At 61.9% G+C, this 18,162-nt stretch carries 18 protein-coding genes; 7 read left to right on the top strand and 11 right to left on the bottom strand.

Annotated elements, in window-relative coordinates:
- Positions 1–67: 67 nt before the first annotated feature.
- From FJ546_RS12685 to FJ546_RS12670, 4 genes are all read right to left on the bottom strand, one after another.
- The gene (locus tag FJ546_RS12685; RefSeq protein ID WP_140889642.1) at positions 68–2,101 is read right to left on the bottom strand and encodes an acyltransferase family protein; all 2,034 of its coding nucleotides are present in this window, start codon (positions 2,099–2,101) and stop codon (positions 68–70) included.
- A gap of 130 nt (positions 2,102–2,231) precedes the next feature.
- Positions 2,232–2,729 (bottom strand): DUF2306 domain-containing protein, encoded by a 498-nt coding sequence (locus tag FJ546_RS12680; RefSeq protein ID WP_140889641.1) that lies wholly within the window; start codon positions 2,727–2,729, stop codon positions 2,232–2,234.
- A gap of 138 nt (positions 2,730–2,867) precedes the next feature.
- Positions 2,868–3,176, bottom strand: coding sequence for a hypothetical protein (locus tag FJ546_RS12675; RefSeq protein ID WP_140889640.1), 309 nt, complete (start codon positions 3,174–3,176; stop codon positions 2,868–2,870).
- Between the two features lie 509 nt (positions 3,177–3,685).
- Positions 3,686–4,273, bottom strand: a complete 588-nt coding sequence (locus tag FJ546_RS12670) for a TetR/AcrR family transcriptional regulator (RefSeq protein ID WP_140889639.1) — start codon at positions 4,271–4,273, stop codon at positions 3,686–3,688.
- A 107-nt stretch (positions 4,274–4,380) separates the two neighbouring features.
- Here FJ546_RS12670 and FJ546_RS12665 point away from each other — a divergent pair, with 107 nt between their 5' ends.
- Positions 4,381–5,196, top strand: a complete 816-nt coding sequence (locus FJ546_RS12665; RefSeq protein ID WP_140889638.1) for an oxidoreductase — start codon at positions 4,381–4,383, stop codon at positions 5,194–5,196.
- Positions 5,197–5,309: 113 nt separating this feature from the next.
- Positions 5,310–6,311 carry an NADP-dependent oxidoreductase gene (locus FJ546_RS12660; RefSeq protein WP_140889842.1) on the top strand — a complete coding sequence of 334 codons (1,002 nt, stop codon included), beginning with the start codon at positions 5,310–5,312 and terminating at the stop codon, positions 6,309–6,311.
- Positions 6,312–6,374: 63 nt separating this feature from the next.
- Here the strand turns inward: FJ546_RS12660 and FJ546_RS12655 are convergent, their stop codons facing one another.
- Both FJ546_RS12655 and FJ546_RS12650 read right to left on the bottom strand, forming a co-directional pair.
- Positions 6,375–7,040: a GntR family transcriptional regulator gene (locus tag FJ546_RS12655; RefSeq protein ID WP_140889637.1), complete on the bottom strand. Its 666-nt coding sequence runs from the start codon at positions 7,038–7,040 to the stop codon at positions 6,375–6,377.
- Positions 7,041–7,109: 69 nt separating this feature from the next.
- Positions 7,110–7,853 (bottom strand): helix-turn-helix transcriptional regulator, encoded by a 744-nt coding sequence (locus FJ546_RS12650; protein ID WP_140889636.1) that lies wholly within the window; start codon positions 7,851–7,853, stop codon positions 7,110–7,112.
- Positions 7,854–8,055: 202 nt separating this feature from the next.
- Here FJ546_RS12650 and FJ546_RS12645 point away from each other — a divergent pair, with 202 nt between their 5' ends.
- Positions 8,056–8,238, top strand: coding sequence for a hypothetical protein (locus tag FJ546_RS12645; RefSeq protein WP_140889635.1), 183 nt, complete (start codon positions 8,056–8,058; stop codon positions 8,236–8,238).
- Here FJ546_RS12645 and FJ546_RS31580 read toward each other — a convergent pair.
- Entirely contained in the window at positions 8,225–8,506 is a 282-nt protein-coding gene (locus tag FJ546_RS31580; protein WP_246686824.1) for a hypothetical protein, read from the bottom strand. The two genes, FJ546_RS12645 and FJ546_RS31580, sit on opposite strands and share 14 nt — an antisense overlap.
- Before the next feature lie 131 nt (positions 8,507–8,637).
- On the opposite strand from FJ546_RS31580, the gene FJ546_RS12635 reads away from it, so the two are divergent.
- The gene (locus tag FJ546_RS12635) at positions 8,638–8,832 is read left to right on the top strand and encodes a hypothetical protein (protein WP_140889634.1); all 195 of its coding nucleotides are present in this window, start codon (positions 8,638–8,640) and stop codon (positions 8,830–8,832) included.
- Between the two features lie 64 nt (positions 8,833–8,896).
- On the opposite strand, the gene FJ546_RS12630 is transcribed toward FJ546_RS12635, so the two are convergent.
- The 3 genes from FJ546_RS12630 to FJ546_RS12620 all read right to left on the bottom strand — a co-directional run bounded on the left by FJ546_RS12630 (position 8,897) and on the right by FJ546_RS12620 (position 13,993).
- Positions 8,897–9,112: a CsbD family protein gene (locus FJ546_RS12630; protein ID WP_019859538.1), complete on the bottom strand. Its 216-nt coding sequence runs from the start codon at positions 9,110–9,112 to the stop codon at positions 8,897–8,899.
- A gap of 403 nt (positions 9,113–9,515) precedes the next feature.
- On the bottom strand, positions 9,516–12,026 hold the full coding sequence (locus FJ546_RS12625) for a patatin-like phospholipase family protein (protein ID WP_140889633.1): 2,511 nt from the start codon (positions 12,024–12,026) through the stop codon (positions 9,516–9,518).
- A 167-nt stretch (positions 12,027–12,193) separates the two neighbouring features.
- Positions 12,194–13,993 (bottom strand): M15 family metallopeptidase, encoded by a 1,800-nt coding sequence (locus tag FJ546_RS12620; protein WP_140889632.1) that lies wholly within the window; start codon positions 13,991–13,993, stop codon positions 12,194–12,196.
- A gap of 401 nt (positions 13,994–14,394) precedes the next feature.
- On the opposite strand from FJ546_RS12620, the gene FJ546_RS12615 reads away from it, so the two are divergent.
- Positions 14,395–14,886: a hypothetical protein gene (locus tag FJ546_RS12615; protein WP_140889631.1), complete on the top strand. Its 492-nt coding sequence runs from the start codon at positions 14,395–14,397 to the stop codon at positions 14,884–14,886.
- Positions 14,887–14,952: 66 nt separating this feature from the next.
- On the opposite strand, the gene FJ546_RS12610 is transcribed toward FJ546_RS12615, so the two are convergent.
- On the bottom strand, positions 14,953–15,984 hold the full coding sequence (locus FJ546_RS12610; RefSeq protein ID WP_140889630.1) for a hydroxyacid dehydrogenase: 1,032 nt from the start codon (positions 15,982–15,984) through the stop codon (positions 14,953–14,955).
- Positions 15,985–16,186: 202 nt separating this feature from the next.
- On the opposite strand from FJ546_RS12610, the gene FJ546_RS12605 reads away from it, so the two are divergent.
- Both FJ546_RS12605 and FJ546_RS12600 read left to right on the top strand, forming a co-directional pair.
- Complete coding sequence (locus FJ546_RS12605; protein ID WP_140889629.1) at positions 16,187–17,242, top strand: LacI family DNA-binding transcriptional regulator; 1,056 nt, start codon at positions 16,187–16,189, stop codon at positions 17,240–17,242.
- A 59-nt stretch (positions 17,243–17,301) separates the two neighbouring features.
- Positions 17,302–18,162: a sugar phosphate isomerase/epimerase family protein gene (locus tag FJ546_RS12600; protein WP_140889628.1), complete on the top strand. Its 861-nt coding sequence runs from the start codon at positions 17,302–17,304 to the stop codon at positions 18,160–18,162.

Raw genomic sequence — 18,162 nt, 5'->3', positions numbered from 1 at the left:
TGTTCATGGAAAGGCCGACCCCGCTCTGTCTCTTTGTTTTTCGTGCAATTCCGGAGGGAGAATTGCTCTAGAACAGCGCCTTCTCCAGCGGCCCTTCCAGCGTCTCGGCAAACGCCGTTGCCAGATGATGGCGGTCGCGGAAGGCGAGCTGGCCCGATATGAAGACGTGGCACTGCGTCGGGCCGCAGAAGCGGTCGGTGAGGTCGACATAGCGCGTGTCGGGCACGCTTTTCACCACGGCACGCTCTTGCGCCGCCGCACCGTCATTGGCGGCCTCAGCCCGCGGCGTGTCGCAGCGCGAGGGCGCTTCACGCCACCACAGGGCGCGCGCCACGCAGGAATCGGCGAAACTGTCGCCGATCGGCGTGTCGCGGATGACGGCGGTCTCGACGCCGGCCTGGCTGAAGGCCTGCAGTGTGGAGCGCAGGCCGGCCTGCCAGCGCGCGGTCTCGGCCTTGCGGCCGGCGGCGGACATGTCGCGGGTCAGATTGCCGATCGAGAATTCCGAGATCACCACTAGGCGCGGCTTGCGGCGGATGATGTCGGCGATCGCCTGTTCGCGCCAGGCGTCGCATTCGGTGTAATCACGCTTCAGCACCGAGTTGAAGGTCGACAGACGCGAAGCCCGGCACGAGGATTTGAGATAGGTGACCACCTTGGTGTCGTTGCGCTTGGCCGCCTCGACCAGCGGGGTCGACCAATGGTCGGCGTGCGAATCGCCGAACAGCACGATGGTGTGGGCGGCGTCGGCCGGGCCGAAGGCGCAGGGTTTCGGCTTCACCGTGTGGAAGTCGAGCAGGCAGTTTTTGTCGGTGGCGCGCGCGATGGAGGGCTGTTCGGCTGCCTGTTCGATGCCGCGCTGGGCGGGGTCGATGTTGCGAGTCGCCAGATGCGCATTGGCATAGGCCGCCGCCACGCCCACGCCGGTCAGCGCCAGCGCGGGAACCAGAGCAATTCCGGGAAAAGTGTGAAGCGGTTTTCCCTGGGGAATTGCGGCAAAACGAACTGCACGGGCGCCCGCCGTCAGCCAGCCGCCGCGCCGTGCCGGGTTCTCGATCAAATGATAGGTCAGGAATGCCAGCGCCAGCGCCAGCGCGCCGCAGCCGAGGCGCTGGAGGGCGCTGAGATCCGGCACCAGCATGCCGGCATAGACGATGACCGGCCAGTGCCAGAGATAGAGCGAATAGGAGAGCGTGCCGACCCATTGCAGAGGCGGCAGCGAAAGCAGGGAAGCGGGCGCAAGGGCCTGCCAACGGGCCGGGCCCGCTGCCTGCTGGTTGTATTCTTGGCCGGCGCCGCTCAGCAGCACCAGCACCGTGCCGGCGACCGGCAGCAGCGCGTACCAGCCGGGGAAGGGCAGGTCTTCGCTCAAGCAGAGATAGGCCGTCGCGATCAGCGCCAGGCCGAGCCAGCCCTGCGCTGTTCGCAGCCATGGCCGCTGTTGCCACAAGGCTGCCGGAGCCAGCGTCGCCAGGCCGCCGGCGGCGAACTCCCAGGCGCGCAGCGGCGAGAAGTAGAAGGCCCAGGCGGGCGAGAGGCTGGTGAGCCACAGGCAAGCGGCGAAGGAGGCGAGGCCGGCGACGCCGATCACCACGACAGCCATGCGCCGACCCGGGCGCAACCAGGCGGCGAAGAGCAGCAGCGCCGGCCAGACGAGATAGAACTGCTCCTCCACCGACAGCGACCAGAAATGGATGAAGGGATTGCTCAAGGCGTCCGCGGCGAAATAATCGAACGACCAGCGTAGCAGCCACAAATTGATGGCATAGGCCGAGGCGAACATGGCGCCGCGCGAATAGAGCGCCTGCTCCTGCGGCGCCAGGATGAAATAGCCGAGGCCAAGCGTCGCCAGGATGACGAACAGGGCCGCCGGCAGGAGGCGCCGGGCGCGCCGCGCATAGAACCGCCAGAGGTCGAGCCGGCCAGTCTCGGTGATCTCGCCCATAAGGTGCGTGGTGATCAGCCAGCCGGAGATGACGAAGAAGATGTCGACGCCGGCAAAGCCGCCGGGGAGGGCCGAGAGGCCGAAATGATAGGCCACGACGCCGCCGACCGCCAGCGCGCGCAATCCCTGTATATCAGGCCGAAACGATGCCGCCACGACAGCTCCTTCGTTACTTCAAGCCCGCCCCGCATCGCGGCCTGGCCGGCCGATATCGCAATGCAATATGCTTTTCGCAGTGCAACATGGCCAGAACAAGGAAAGGATTGGAGAGGGCGGCGGCTGACACTCAGCCCGGCACCCTTGCTCTGCGCGCGGCGTAGAGGCCGGCCGCTGCCGCGAGGATGACCAAAGCGGCGAAGATCGCCAGCTTCTGTGCTGTCGCGCCCCGCGGGCCGAAGGCGACGGCATACATGGTGCGGCCGGGAATGAAGGTCAAAAGCCCGGTGATGATGAGGCCGAAAATGTAGGTGCCCTGCATGATGCGGCGGTGGGCGGCGATGTTGCCGCCGCGCGCCGCGCGCACGCCACGCCACAGCATCACCAGCACCAGCAGCGACAGAAGGTGGATCGGGCTGAACGGCCCCCACAGCCGGATCGTCCAGATGAACAGGCCGGAGCCAGCGACCGTCGCCATCAGCGCCACCCAGACGCGGCCAAGCGCGCGGTGCAGCCGGTCGCCCTTGGTGCGCCAGAGCTGCGCGTCGCCGAGCAGCAATGCGGCGATGGCGATCAGCGCATGGAGCTGGATGACGGGCGAGACATTGAATAAAGGGCTGAGCGACATCGGTGGTCTCCGCGAGATAGCGGATTATCGCCGAGGGCGCACCGGACGTGCAAGGGTGTGCGGTGGCGACCGCTCGATCCGCCGTCGACAAAACAGCCCCGCGAACGGGGCTGCTTTTCAACGGTCCTGAGGCAGCATCTACTTGCTGCCGCCGATCTTTTTCACGTTGCTGCAGAATTCCGGATGGGTGTTGGTGGGGTTGGCGTTCTTGACCTCGTCGGCGCAGGCCGTCATCATCATCTTCTGGTCTTCGGGCGTCAGTGCTTTCCAGGCCTTGGTGAACTCGTCTTCGCTGCGCATCTTCTTCATGGTGGAGTCCGTGTAGAAGGGCTGCATCTTGGCCGGATCGTCGAGAGCGGACGTGCCGCTGCTGCCCGATGCGGCGAGAGCCGAGCCGGCGACCATCGAAAGCGCCATGGCGCCAAGGCAGATCATCTTGATTTTCATGATAGGATCCTTCCCTGTTGCTTTGTGACCGTTTAAGCAGCGATCAAGAGCGTAACGGGAGGATTTGGGTAAAAGTTCCAATTTTCCGCGCGAAATGAACTCGACTTTTCTAAAACATATCATACGAAAGCTTGGAACTTTCCCGAGGTTTCATTCATATGCGCAAGCGAAAGCTCTCTTTGTTTCCGTGTGGCCGCGCAACAACCTACGCCCGACCGCGGCCAGCGCCGGAGTCGGTCGGACGTCGCAGCGTCCAGCGATTTCAAAACTTCCCGGCTCCCTGATTGTTCCGCGCCGTCAGCCTCAAAAAGGCCCCACCGGCAGGACCGGCGGGGCATTGATCGGAGGTCTGCGATCGCCTCGAGGCGATCCCTAAAGCAACGGGAACGGCATGCGAAAAGTTTCACCGTTCCGGCGCCGGCTGCCGCCGATGGCGAGTCTCAGCCGCTCATCTCGGCCTGACGCTCGCGGCCGTCACGTCGAGGACGCATGTCTAAGAGGACGCATGTCTAAGATGCCTCTTCCTCCCGGCGCGGCTGGATCAGCGCACGCGCCGCATCCGCGCCCGCGGCCAGGATGCGGTCCGACAATTCCGTTCCTTCCACCGCGCGGGCCAATTGAAGCGCGCCGATGAGCGCCGCGAAGATGCTCAGGGCCACCCCCACAGGGTCACGGGTTTGCGGCGGCAGTTCCGCCGATACCTGGCTCACCAGCGTCAGCAAGCGCTCGGTATAGAGCTGACGTGTTTCGGAAGGCTCGCGGGCGATTTCCGGCAACAACGCGGCCGACGCGCAGCCCTGTCCCGGATTGTCCCGGTGCACCGCCGACAGATAGGCGTCGATGGCCATATCCAGGCCACCGGCGGCCAAAGCTTGGCGGATTTGGTCTGACTGATCCTCCAGGGCCGCCGCCACGCTTTCACGGACAAGCGCCGCCTTGGATTGAAAGTGCGGATAGAAAGCCCCGTTGGTCAGCCCGGCGTCTTTCATGATGGTTGCCAATCCGGACGCAGCGATGCCGTCACCGCGAAAACGGTTGGCGGCAACCTCCATGATCCGGCTGCGCGAGGCGTCCTTCCGGCCTTTTTCATAGCGCATGATGGTTCCTTCTCATTGCCCTATTGAATTATGATCATAATGTGATATTACAACCATAATGTAATTGTCGACCACAGGCAAGACTTCTTACGTTTGGAGCCTTCAGAATGAACCGGAATTCGGGAAAGACCGCGATCGTGACCGGTGCCTCGTCAGGCATTGGCGGTGCCAGCGCGGAGATTTTGGCACGCGCCGGCTTCACTGTCTTCGGCACCAGCCGCAAGGCGTCCAATCAGGCCTCGAACGGGATATCGATGCTGGTTTGCGACGTGACCGACGACGCGTCCGTCGCGTCCCTTGTCTCAACTGTCCTCGGCAAGACCGGCCGGATAGACCTGTTGGTCAACAATGCCGGTATCGGGCTGCTGGGAGGCGCGGAAGAGTCCTCGGTCTCACAGTCGCAGGCCCTGTTCGACGTCAACCTGTTTGGCGTCATGCGGATGACCCACGCGGTGCTGCCGTCGATGCGGCGGCTGGGCGAGGGGCGCATCGTCAATATCGGCTCGATACTGGGGCTGGTCCCGGCGCCGTATTCGGCCCATTATTCAGCCGTCAAGCACGCGCTTGAAGGCTATTCGGAATCGCTCGACCATGAGGTTCGCGCTTTCAATATTCGCGTCTCGGTCGTCGAACCGGCATTCGTGCGCACCGTCTTTGACCAGAACGGATTCGAGCCCGATTCCGTCATGAAGGAATATGATGAGGCGCGGGCCGGTTTCGAGGCATTGCTTCGCGACGTGATGCCCAAGGCCGATCTGCCGGACGTGGTGGCGAAGGTGGTTCTGCGGGCTGCGACCGACCGGCATCCGCTGCGGCGCTACACCGCCGGCAAGGCAGCGCGGCAGGTAAGCATGCTGCGCCGGTTCGCGCCGACAGCGATGTTCGACAAAATCTTGCGCAAGCAATTTCGCCTGCCTGTCTGAACGAAGTCGCGGAATTGACAGCAACAGCGCCGATCTTGTCCGGCGACCGACGACGCCTTGCGGCTCGGCCGTTCGTGCCGGCCACCGAAAATCATTCTTAGAAAGCGACCATGATGAAAGCCTTTGTCGTCGACAAGTATCAAAAGAAGGGCGCCCTGCGGCTCGCCGAGATGCCGGAACCCGAGTTGCGGGACAATGATGTCCTGATCGAAATTCACGCCGCCGGGGTGAATCTTCTCGATTCCAAGCTTCGGGACGGGGAGTTCAAGCCGATATTGCCCTATCGCCCGCCGTTCATCCTGGGCCATGACGTGGCGGGGATCGTCGTGCGGGCCGGATCGAAAGTCCGCAAATTCAAGCTCGGTGACGAAGTCTATGCGCGGTCGCGCGACGGTCGGATCGGCACGTTCGCGCAATCCATCGCCATGGATGAAGCCGATGTGGCGCTGAAGCCAAAAAACCTCAGCATGGAAGAAGCCGCCTCGATTCCGCTGGTGGGCCTGACCGCCTGGCAGGTGCTGGTCGAGGCAGCCGGGCTGAAGAGAGGCCAGAAGGTGTTTATCCAGGCCGGCTCGGGCGGAGTGGGGACATTCGCCATCCAACTGGCGAAGCATCTCGGCGCGACCGTCGCGGCGACGGCGAGCGCGGCGAATGTCGATCTGGTGAAAGGTCTCGGAGCCGATATCGTCATCGACTACAAGAAAGACGATTTTGAGAAAATCCTGCAAGGTTACGACGTCGTCCTGAACAGCCAGGACGCCAAAACGCTGGAAAAATCCCTGCATGTGCTGAAGCCGGGCGGGAAACTCATCTCCATTTCCGGCCCGCCGGATCCCGAATTTGCGGAAAAGCAGAAGCTGAACATGGTCCTGAAGCTGGTCCTGCGCCTGCTGAGCCGCGGCATACGCAGCAGGGCCAGACGCGCCGGTGTCGGCTATTCTTTCCTGTTCATGTGGGCGCAAGGCGAACAGCTGGGCAAGATCACGTCGCTCATCGAAGCCGGCATCATACGCCCCGTCATCGATCGGACTTTTCCATTCGAGAAAACGAACGAGGCATTGGCCTATGTCGAAGCGGGGCGTGCCAAGGGCAAGGTCGTCGTCAAGATCAGGTAGAGAGAGCGTTCGGGGACTATCTCCTTGTTTCCTTTGCGCCATTGCGGATGGACGGTCGTTGTTTCAGCCAGCCGGCGCCGTCTCGATCTCCTGGAGATAAAACACCTTGCTCGGCTGCAGATGGTCGACGCAGAGCTGCGCCAGCACCCAATTGTCCCGGCGCTTCAGCGCCTGGATCATCATCGCGTGGTGCTGGCGCGAAATGTCGAGCTTTTCCCTGTCGGCCAGCGAATTGGCCCGCACCGGCAGGCTGAGGCGCATATAGTGTTCGATCGAGGCGACGAGATAGGCGTTGCCGCAGGCCGAGAACATGGTCAGGTGGAAGCGGTCATTGGCCTCGTGGATGCCCCTGAGATAGCCTGCATCGACATGGCTGCTGTAGATGCGGTGGATCCCCTCCAATTGCGCGATCAGCAGCTCACTGACCGGCAGGGGGATCATCAGCGCCGCCTGGCGCTGCAGCATTTCGCGCACTTCGTAGATCTGCCGCACTTCCTCCGACGAGAGCCGGCGCACCATGGCACCCTTGTTGCGTTCGCGCGTGACGATGCCGAGCTTTTCCAGCTGGTACAGCGCCTGGCGGATGGTGTGGCGCGAGACCGGGAAGCGGGCCAAAAGGACATCCTCGACCAGGCGCGTGCCGGGCGCCAGCCGGCCGAAGATGATGTCCTCCTCCAGCGCATGCACCGTATCGGCTTCCTTGCCGCCATAGTCGAAGCTGTTGAGCATCGCGAATCCCTGTTGGCCCGGGTCAACATCCGTTGACCTGGGTCAACGTCCGTTGGTTCGGACGGCACTCTAGCCTTCGCGCACAAGGCTGGCCACAAGCTGGTCGAGGCGCGGGTCATCGAGGCTGACGAGCCCGGTCATCCGCAGCGCCTGCCTAAGGCTGATCCTGCCGACCTCCCGGCGCATGATGACCTTAACGCAGACCGGCCTCGTTCCAGTCAGGACGAAGGCGTTGCCGACCAGGACCGGCTCCGAGAACGGCGCCCACTGCACGGCAACGATGGATGGCTCGCCGGTCTGGCGGCGATTGATGCCGGCGAAATAGATCCAGTTCAGCTGCGAGATCGCCACGCCATCGTGCCAGCCCGGCGCCCGCGCTCCGCTCCGGCGGAGGCCCTCGGCCCAGCGGGTGACGCGCATGAAGGTCACCAGCTCGGTCTCGCGCCGCACGAAGGTGACCGACCGCATGACAAGGTCGGGACGGTCCGGAACCATGAAGTAGGTGAAGTAGGTGCCGCCGGCGATGGCCGGAGCCGGGCCGCGCACCATGTTCTCGTAGAGCGTCTGGAGGATTGGCAACAGGGCTTTGTGTCCAGGCGCGGGGACTTCCGGCGCGCGGTACAATTCATCCTCGTCGATGCGGAAATAGGCGCAGATCAGCCTGGCCGTGGCCCGGTTGGGCACGCTCTTGCCTTGCAGATAGCGCTCGAACTGCGTGCGGTTCATGTTCAATCCGCGGCATACCGCTGCCACGGACGCATGGCTGCTGACCAGCCGTCGCAGATTTGCGGCAAGATTCCTGCGAATTGGCACGACACCGCCCCTCGACAGCCGTTCGAACCATTATTCAAGCAATTGCTTATATTGCGCCAATCTCGCACAACATCGCGGCGCCGCGAATGGGACCTTCGGCCAATAGTGCGCGGCGGCGCGGAGCCGCGGGATAATCCTTATTCAGGCCGGGAACCATTGCGTGCGGCCGGCCGTTGGGTCGCACGGAAGGGACGTCCGAAATATGACTGACGGGCAAAAGAAGCCACCGGCCGCGACGGAAGAGGTTGTTCGCCGTTTGGTCAACAAAACCGGGATCCCCGACGCGCAGGCCCGCGAACTTGTCGCCTTTCTCGGGCCGAACAATTGGACATCGCTGTTGCGCGAAGCCCGGATATTGAAGCCGAAGGGCCCTAAAGCCGTATGAAGTCGGCAAGCCCAAGGCGCATCCTCTGGGCTTCCGCGAAGGCCAAGGCAGAGGATTCAATCTCAAAAGATCGGGTTAGGTCCTGGTCTTCCTCGACCACGCGGACGAACCATTCGCCGCAGGCCTCGACCACTTCCACGCAAGGGCAAACCTTGTCGTTCGGCATTGCGTTATCCATCGCGACCTCCCTGGAAAGCAAGGGGGAACGTCCATTTTTATAACGCTCGTCCGAAGCCGTTTTCAACATCAAATGTGAAGGGGTGGCCAAGCCAGGCGCGCCGCGATTCGACTCGCTATTTCCATACGAAAGCGTAGGCTTTCGAACGTCGTCCGTTTCGCACGGCATACGGATGCTTGGTAGTCAACTCAGGTGCTCCCGCCATCGACGCGGAGACTGAAATGGCTGAGGGCCATTCAGACGATAGGGTAACCGCCCTGGACTGCGAGATCCTTCGCGGCGCCTTCCGAAAATCGGTCGTGGAAAATCGCATCGCGGAACGCGAATGGCGCATGCACGCCAAGGTGCTGGCGCGCGAATTGACCGGGCTTGACGATATCGATCCGGACATTCTGGACTGGATCGTACGCAAGTAGACTTTCCCGGCCTTCGCTTTGCGGGCGGTTAGCCGGCCTCGCAGGCTCCAAAAGCGAAGAACCCTTAGAGGTTCTTGTTGATGGCGGCGGCCGTCTTGTTGGTCGCGTCCTTGACGGCCGACTTGGCGTCGCCGACAGCCTTTTGAACTTTACCCTTGGCCTCCTGTGCGGCGCCTTCGGCGCGCAGGCGGTCATTGCCGACGGCCTTGCCGACGCCTTCCTTGGCCTTGCCTACGGCCTGATTGGCGAGACCAGAGGCCTTGTCACTTGTGCTTCCCATGGAATGTTCCTTTTTGCGAATTGTCTGCCTGACCGGCGAGGACCAACGTCGCTTTGTTGCGAAGGTTCCTCATGCCATGGAGAGCGCGGCAAAACGAAAAGGCCCGCCACCGACGCGAATCGTGACGGGCCTTCTGGAGTAGGTCGGGCGTCCCACCGCCCGGCCTATTGCAGAACCTGTCAAGGGGGGCGATTGTTTCCATCACGACGTGAAGCCCGCCGGCTTGCGGGCTTTCCGGATCAGTCAAATCTCCCGCCACGGTGTGCCCGCCCCGTCAGTTCCGGTCCACCGGCTTGGAGCGCATGCGCGAGAGCTTGGAGCGCAGCGGCGGCAGGCCGCGGTCGATCAGGTCCCACCAGCCTCATCGCCTGCTGCTCTTGTCAAGCAGAGCGAACGCAAGAGCCTAAGCACGAGCCACGATCTTCACCGCCATTGATGTTGGCACGTTGAGCAGGGCGAGCGCTTTGGCAAGCCGGCGTTTCCAGTGGTCCGGCTTCTCCGTCGGCTTTCCAAAGTCGTCGGCACCGGTCAGAAGTCCCCGTGCCGCATGGAACCCTAGGGCGCGATAGGCTTCGAACTGCTCCTCGTTGAAAAACTGGTCGACTGTTGTTTCGTGAGGAAAGGTTGGATTGCGCCGCATATAGTCGAGAATGTAGTCGTTCTCATCACCGCTCAATGACGACTTGATATAGATCAGGACCCCTGGTTCGTCGTCGTCATCATACTTTATGACGCCAATAGCGGCGTGCGGGCCATGCGGGCCGGGCGGTCCCTTGGCGCCGTTAGGCTTGCTTGGGGTAACGGCAAGTGCGCTGGACTGGATCGTCTGCCATCCCAAATCAATTCTCACGCCAAGATCGATGCGAGCCATGACCTCCAGGCCTACCAGCGACGGAAACGTCAAGGCCGGGTCGGCCTCGGCATCGACCGCGAGGATCACCTTGCAGCGCCGGCGGAGCAACTCGTAGATGCCGAGATTCTCGATGTGACCGCCATCCGTCAGGTAGACGTTGAGCTGCTTCTCATCCAGAAACCCCGCTGTTTCCGTCGCGAAAAACCAGGTGCCGACATTTGCGATCGCCCTGTTCACGCGGTCCCTGAATGCCCCGATCCTGTAGGGGTTGGCCAACCAGTAGCCGAGGCGAATGTTGAGCAAGGAGAGGCTTGCGGTAAGGATCCTGATGGTGTTTCGCCCCATATTCGCGGACGCAGCGGCGCCCGACGTCGCCATTGCCGTAGCCAGGGTGAGATCCTTTACCGCCTTCTCGATCTCGGTTGATTTGACATAGCCGGTCGATTGGCTGCCGACATGGAGCGGGCTGAAAATGAAATTGTCGGCGTTGCGCCCGCGCTTGTTCAGCTCCCTTGAACCTTCGAGATTTATAGCGGCATTCGACAGAAGATAGGGTGAGAACGCGGCACCATCCAACCAGACCTCGGTTTTCTTATGGAACGGCTTCAACGATGAGAATTGCCACGTGTCGACCGCCTCTGACGGCTTTTGGTCTATCGTCTTTCTTTGCATGAGAAAGGCGCGGCTGAGACGGTCCCGATAGAGCCTGTGCAGAGAGTTCGAATTCGGGCCGATGAACAGGCAGATGATTCCGAGAACCAGAGCGACGCCCAGATATGTCGTGCCAATGGGACCAAACCGATTGAACGCCTCCGGTTGCCAGCCCGATCCGCAAGAGGTGACCGTTGTCAACCAGTCCGGGGTTTTCACCCCGCACCAACCGATTCTATCGCGAGTGGCCCAGTAGCTCAGATATATATACGCGACCCACAGCATGAACGGTACGATCACAGCGGCGAGATACAGGAAACCGCGGCTGGTGTTTTTTTTCAGCACGGCTCCCCAACTCGCGCCGAGCGAAGCTTCGGCGAGCTTGGCCAGCTTCTCTGCGACGGACACGAAGGCAGCGATCGTCGGGACCAGTGCTGTCGCAAGCGCTGGCAGGATCCTTGCGAAGGCCTCGAAGTAATCCTGGAATGGTCCTGTCGCATTGTTCAACTGCTTGCCTGCGCTCGAAACCATACCCGAGAGCACCAATGGCTGGAGGTCGATGATCGCGGAGGCGAATACCAACGCGATCAGCACGCCAAGGGCACGGCCAAGAACTTCCCGGCTCCTCAACGTGCCCCTGTGATAGGTCAGCGACGTGTAGATCGCGCTGCCGAACATCAGCAATGCCGCCACGGAGCCAAGAACCACGGTAAGCATAAAGAATTTCAGGCTGTCGTTGAGCAGATCCATCTGCTCGACGGGATAGCCGAGGAGATCTGGCTGCTCCAGTTCGGTAATGGTCGGATTGATCGCGACAGTGATGGCGGCAAGCAACAGGAGAACCGGCAGGACAATCAGCGCATTGACCAGCAGCCCCCTCATCACGAGCGAAATGCTGACCAAATAGTCCCGGGCGCCTGCCGGCGCCAGAAAGTTGGAGAAGTCCCGCAAATGCTGCGTTTCCGGCGTCTCTTCTTCATCGAGCCGGCTTTCGAACGGGAATGAGTGGTCCCCCTGCATCATTCCGACCACAACGGACGTGCCGATATAGCCGCCACCCGATACGGTCGAGAGGTAGTCGACGGCATCAAGCGGGCGCGCATGGCCCGGCGGTGACAGGGACTCCAGCGCCTGCAGGACGCCGAGGCAGTAAGAGGCGGAGCGCACGCCGCCACCCGACAGGGCCACCCCTGTAAGATTGCTGTTTCTCTTCGTCCTGACGGTGCCACGACTCGGATCGGACCTTATGTTGTCGATTGCTGCGTCACCGCGATCGACAAGAAAATGGCGAGCAGGCGTGTCGGCGGCCTTCGATCTTCGTTCGGCCACTGCGCCGCTGTGTATGGCCTTGCGACGAAAATTGATGACTTCCAGTTCTTCGCGAAAAATCTCATCAAAGTTCAGCGACACGTTTCATCTCCATTGCCTAAGGACCGCACGCTGTGTCGTGGGGATATCCATGTGTCGCCGGGCGTAGCGCTTGATTGGATTCACGCAGGCATTTGACGAGGCTTCTGGATCGGCACGATCGCCCGAGACCGAAAGGGCCCGATGAGTGTCCTCACCAGATCATTGATCTAATTGGCTGGTGTTGTCGGAGTGGGCCGCAACCACTTCTCCCCTTTGCCAAGAACGCCCCAGGCCGCCATGGCGAGGAAAACAGGCAGCAATGTGCCGCTCAATCCTCCCAGTGCGGGAGCAGCAGTGGTTACGGCAGCAGTTATCTTCCCCAATGAACTCGCCGGATCCGCATTCGATAGAATGCCCAAAATCGCAGTGCCGATGATGCCGATCGCGCTCTTCTTTCCATCAAGGAGATTGCCGATCGTCTGCCCCAAGGCTCCATTTACCGGGCCGAGCTTCGGGTCGGGGTCAGTTGAGCCCTGGCCCGGGTTTTGAATGGCCTGCAGCAAGGCGATAATCTGACCGATATCGCCCGACGGAATTCCGGCGAGATTCTGACTTGTGCCGGATTTACCCTGCAGGCCTTTGATGTCCGCAATCAGTTTTTGCAGCAACAGCAATATGGTGGCGAGACTCTGATCTGGGGCCGACGGCACAGCTGGTCCTCCCTGAGTTTGTGATGCTTGTGGATCTGGTGCGATCGGAGTTGGTCCCGGCTGCGGCGCGGCCGACGAAGCCGGCGATGCGGCGGCCATCGCGGTGCGGATGGCGTTCTCGAAGTTCACCGCATAGCCTGCGATGTCCCCCGCCCGGTCGCTGCCAATAATGCTTCGCGCGCCCTTGTAGTCGCATCCCGCATTGTTGATGAAATCGGACAATTTGCGGCCCGTCCAAATCCCCTCGATATGTCCCGTGACGGTCACTTCGGCATCAATGTCCGGGCGATAGATCAGCAGGCCAGGATTGCTAACGAACGGCTGCTGGAAGCGCTTTTCCAGCTTTCGATAGTTGTCGATCCAGGTGTTTTGCACGCGGCCCCGGCCAAAATAACTGACCCCGTTGACCGGAATGGCGTAGTTCACCCGGATCTTGCCTTCGTTGAAGAGCTTGGTGACCGCTGCGATCGCGCCATCGTCCGTGCTGGCAAAGCCTTCCCGGACCGGCACCATGCGCCGGCCCGTCTCATGGTATACGGTGGCCAGGATGTAGGCGAGCCAGCGATCGTCGCAGGACGGATAGAGCCGGTCGCGCACATTGAGCACGTCCTCCATCCCGGCAACCTGAGCCTTGCTGAGGGCGCCGCTAAACAGATCATCCCGAATGTCGTTGTAGAACACGGCGCGGTTCATTGATGCTCCCCCTTGCGTTTCTCCCGTCTGCGTTACCGTGTCAGGCTGACCGCTGGGCGCCGATACCGGCGAGGCGTCGGTCAGGTTGGCGCTCGACCAGTCAATGCCAACTGAAAGCTCCTCGGGCGTGACATCGAGCTGGAAGTGCATGGTGTCTTTCGACGACTTGAAATTGCCGCCCCACGCAAAGACGCCCTGCTTTCCAAGCGTGACAATGCCTAGGACTTCGTCGACCATTTGGGGTGTCATATCGGTATCAGCCCGGCCGAAACGGACATCGAGCGCGCGCTCGTCCTGGCTAGGCTTGTTAGAGAAGATAACCTGTCGTTTGTCAGGCGTCTTCTTGTAGGGATTTGTCTGCCAGTCGACATCGGCCGCGATGCCGTAGGCATGCAGGCTCGGTTTTGTTCCCCCTGTTATGGCCCGGTTGGCGTAGGCGGCGGTGTCATTCTTGCGAATCTGATAATTGTGCTCAAGCAGTACTGCCTCAAGCGCCCGCCAAGCGTCGACGCTTGGTGGCGCCACTCTGAGATGAGTTGGGCCGAATGGCATCGACGCCATTATTTTTTCCTGGCCGAGATACTGGTTCCAGGCGTCTCTCATCTGCTGTGTTGAATAGCGCAATCGTCCCCCCGCTTTGTTCGCGGCAATCGCAACTTGCTTTTTTCTATTGTTTATCCTTGCTTTTAACAATACAAATCCTATCTGCGATTTGCAAGCTTGATTCTTGACGTCCTATACAACTGAAATATTGTAAATGCAGCTTCTGCATCGCTTCAATTTGCCATCATTTAAAACGATCTGATAGCCATATCGATTTGAGTATCTGCCTGACTTGATTGGGATAGAACGCAAATCGATATCGATATTTTCATGGATGATGCTTTGGATATTAAAATTTTTGTTGTTTTTCTACAAAAGACTTATGCGCAATTTATTTGGTTATTTGTATGTGGCTGATGAGGTCGAAGATGGGGGCTGCCTGGCGCCAACCGCAATGCCAAGACCATGACGAGGGGAAAACCATGGCTGACGATGCAAAAGACGACAACAACGCGCCAACCGGGGCGTGGGGATCAATCTGGTCCGCGTTGCAATTTCTGACCAAGCTGGCGGCCACGCTTATCGCTGCCTTGGCCCTGATCGGATTCTTCGTGCCACCGCTGGGAAAGCTGGTCAGCGTCGTTTCCGCCTGGCGCTTTGGTGCGTCTGGCTATGTCTACTATGGCGTGGGAGCGAACGGCGCACCTTCGGGCGGCGGCCAGCTTTTCGTCTTGCGCCCAGGTCCCGTCAATTTCGGTGACATAAATTGGGGCGAACGGCTTCAGGCCGTCAGCTCCCATCAATTCCGCGAGACGCCATCACTCACCAGCCGGGCGATGTTTGAGCTCAACAAGGGCGACTGTGTCGTCGTGCTTGGCAAGGACAACGAGATCAAGGATTCGGCGCGGCTCGGCGAAGCTGCTTCAGGCGGCTGGCTCTATGTCGCGACGATTGCCTGCGGCCTGTTCAAATAGATGGGCCGTTCCGGCCCCGGCAGAGCCCGCTTTTGAATGAGGACAGCCGCTGGTGGCGCCCGCCCGTCAGTTCCGGTCCACCGGCTTGGAGCGCATGCGCGAGACCGTTTCGCGCTCGGCGCGCTTGGAGCGCAGCGGCGGCAGGCCGCGGTCGATCAGGTCCATGTCCTCCAGCACCATGTCGCCCATGCGCTTGAAGGCGATGTCGAGCGCGCCGGCGCGGTGGGCCGAGCGCAGGAAGCCGGGCAAGGTGCGGACGGGATGGTCGCTCGCCAGCGGCTCTTCCGGGAAGACGTCGCTGGCGGCGACGATGTGGCCGCTCTTCACCGCCGCCATCAAGGCGGGGAAATCGACGACGCCGGCGCGGCTGAGCAGGATGAAGGCGGCGCCCTTGCGCATGCTGGCGAAAGCGTCCGCGCCGAGAAAGCCCTGGTTCTCGGAGGTCACCGAGGCAACGACGAAGACGAAGTCGCTCGATGTCAGCACCTCGTCCAGCGAGGCCGGCTCGACGCCATTGTCGATCAGGATCGACGGCGGCAGCCAGGGATCGAAGACTTTGGTGCGGGTGCGGAAACCCGTCAGCAGCCGGTTCAGCGCACGGCCGAGATCGCCGAAGCCGATGATGCCGACATTGGCGCCGGAAAGCAGCCGCGCCGTCTGGTTGCCGTCGCCGCCCCACAGCTCCTCGCCCCGGCGGAAGGCGAGGTCGGCATCGACGATGTCGCGGGCAAGGTTCAGCGCCATGGCAAGGCCAAGCTCGGCCACCGGCTCGGCGAAGACCAGACCGGTGGTGACGACATGGATGCCGCGCGCGAATAGCGTCTCGTAAGGCATGTTGTCGAGGAGGTTGGATTCGACATTGAAGACGCAGCGCAGCGCCGTCATCCGACCCAGCGTCTCAGACGAGATCGGCGGCTGGCCGACGATATAGCGGGCCTGCGCCAGCACATCGGCCGGCAATTTGGCGACGCTGTCGGCCGTGGTCTCGACGATGCGGTATTTCGCCCGAAAGCGCGCCATCTGCGGCGGCGTGAAGATCAGCTCGAGCGAGCGCGGTTCCGGCGCGCTGATCACCAGCGGCAAATCCTTGTTTGGCACGACGATTCCTCCCGACGCGGTCCGACGCCGCGCATTCTTGCTTTGCCCAAGTCGCTGTCCCACAATGGGTTTATATTTGGGCGACATGTGGCTCCGCCGCTAAAATACCGCCGATGAAACGATTTACAACCGCGAAAAATCGATTTACTCGTTTTCTCCAGCGGGCAGAAATGCCTCTGTCCGCGCCTCGGGAGGAGGAGCAATGGCGAAAAGGCAAACCCAGCAGCGGCGTGCGTCGATCCACGACGTGGCCAGCCGCGCCGGCGTTTCGGCGGCCACCGTCTCCAAGGTCATGGCCGGCGTCACCACGGTGAAGCCCGACAACGCGCAGCGCGTCTTCGACGCCATCGAACAGCTTGGCTACCGCGTCGATCCGCTGGCCTCCGACATGCGCCGGGCCAAGCGCCGCATCATCGGCGCCATCATGCCGGAATTCGAAAGCGAGTTCTTCGGCCAGATGGTCACCCAGATCGAGAGCCTGGCCGAGCAGCGCGGCTACACGCTGGTGGCGGCGTCGAGCCGCGAATCCGAAGCGCGCGAAACGGAAATCCTCGCCCGCATGCATGACTGGCGGGTCGCCGGCGTGGTGCTGGCGCCGGTGCGCAACGAGCATGGCCCGGCCGCCGCCTTCATGAAGGCCAACGGCATGACCGGCGTGCTGATCGACCGGGTGCTCCGCGACGACGCCTTCGACACGGTGTCGGCCGACAGCGCCGCTGCCAGCGCCGAAGTAGCGCGCGAACTGATCGGCAAGGGCCATCGTCACATCCTTGTCGTCGGCCTCGGCGAACAGGCGGCGACGGTGCGCGCCCGTCTTGACGGGTTTCGCACCACCGCGCTGCACTTGGCGCCGGATGTGCGCATCGATGTCGTGCTTGCCGAAACCGACGTCGAGCCGCTCAGGGCGCAACTGCGTGACTATTTTGCGAATGGCGAGCGGCCGACGGCGGTCTATTCGCTGTTCCTCAAGGGCACGCTGGTGGCGCTGTCGCAGTTCCGGCGGCGCGGCTGGCACTGCCCCAACGACATTTCGCTGGTCGGCTTCGACGATGCCGAATGGATGCAGGTGACATGGCCGGCCATCGCCGCCGTGGTGCAGCCGGTGCGCCAGATCGCCGGCCATGCCATGGCGGCGCTGTTTGCCCGGATTGCAGGCGAGGAGGGGCCGCCGACGGCGCGGCTCGAACCTTGCAAGGTTCTGATGCGGGAATCCGTTGGCTCGCCAGGCAACGGCCCGCATTCCGCAAACCCGCAATAGCCGCTTCGTCGGCGGCGGCGACACCAGCGTCGCTGCGGCGCGCGAACAGAGAGGCTGAGATGAACACTTTTGGACTGCACACTTTCGCCATCGCCCCGGTCTGGGACCTCGACCTGATCGAGCCGCGGATGGAGCGGCTGAAGGGGCTCGGCATCGGCCTGCTCGAAATCCCGCTGCTGCGTCCCGAAGAGATCGACACCAGAGCCACCCGCGCGTTTGCCGAACGCTGGAATGTCGAGCTTATTCCATCGCTTGGCCTGCCGGCCTCACTTGATGCTGGCGCGCGGCCGGACGAGGCTTTGGCCTTTCTCGAACCGGCCTTCGGCGTCTGCGAAGCGGTGGGCAGTCAAGCGCTGGGCGGCGTCACCTATGGCACGATCGGCAAGACGTCGGGACGGGCGCCAACCGAAGGCGAGATCGACGGCATGTGCCGCTTCCTGATGCGCGCGGCCAAGGCCGCCAAGGCGCATGGGTTGAAGCTCGGCATCGAGCCTTGCAACCGCTACGAGACGCATCTGATCAACCGCGGCGTCGACGCCGCGCGCATCATCGAACGCGTCGGCGCCGACAACATCTTCATCCATCTCGACACCTATCACATGCATATCGAGGAGGAGAGTTTCGAGGCCGGCTTCAGGGCGGCGGCGCCCTATCTCGGCTATGTCCACGTCTCGGAAGCCAATCGCGGCGTGCCGGGACGCGGCATGCTCGACTGGGCGGCCTGCATGAAGGCTATCGCTGACATCGGCTACACCGGCGCCATCACGCTCGAAAGCATGAACCATGTCGATATCGACATCGCCGGCGGTCTCGCCATCTGGCGGCCGGTGGCGGAGAACCCGGACGATGTGATCGGTGTCGGCCTGCCGTTCCTGCGCGAGGCGGCGAGGAAGGCTGGGCTGCAATTGGGTGAGCAATAG

It is taken from the genome of Mesorhizobium sp. B2-4-19 (assembly GCF_006441315.1).
Lineage (GTDB): Bacteria > Pseudomonadota > Alphaproteobacteria > Rhizobiales > Rhizobiaceae > Mesorhizobium.
Note: the sequence above shows the minus strand (reverse complement) of the source record. Positions and strands in the feature narration are given on the sequence as shown.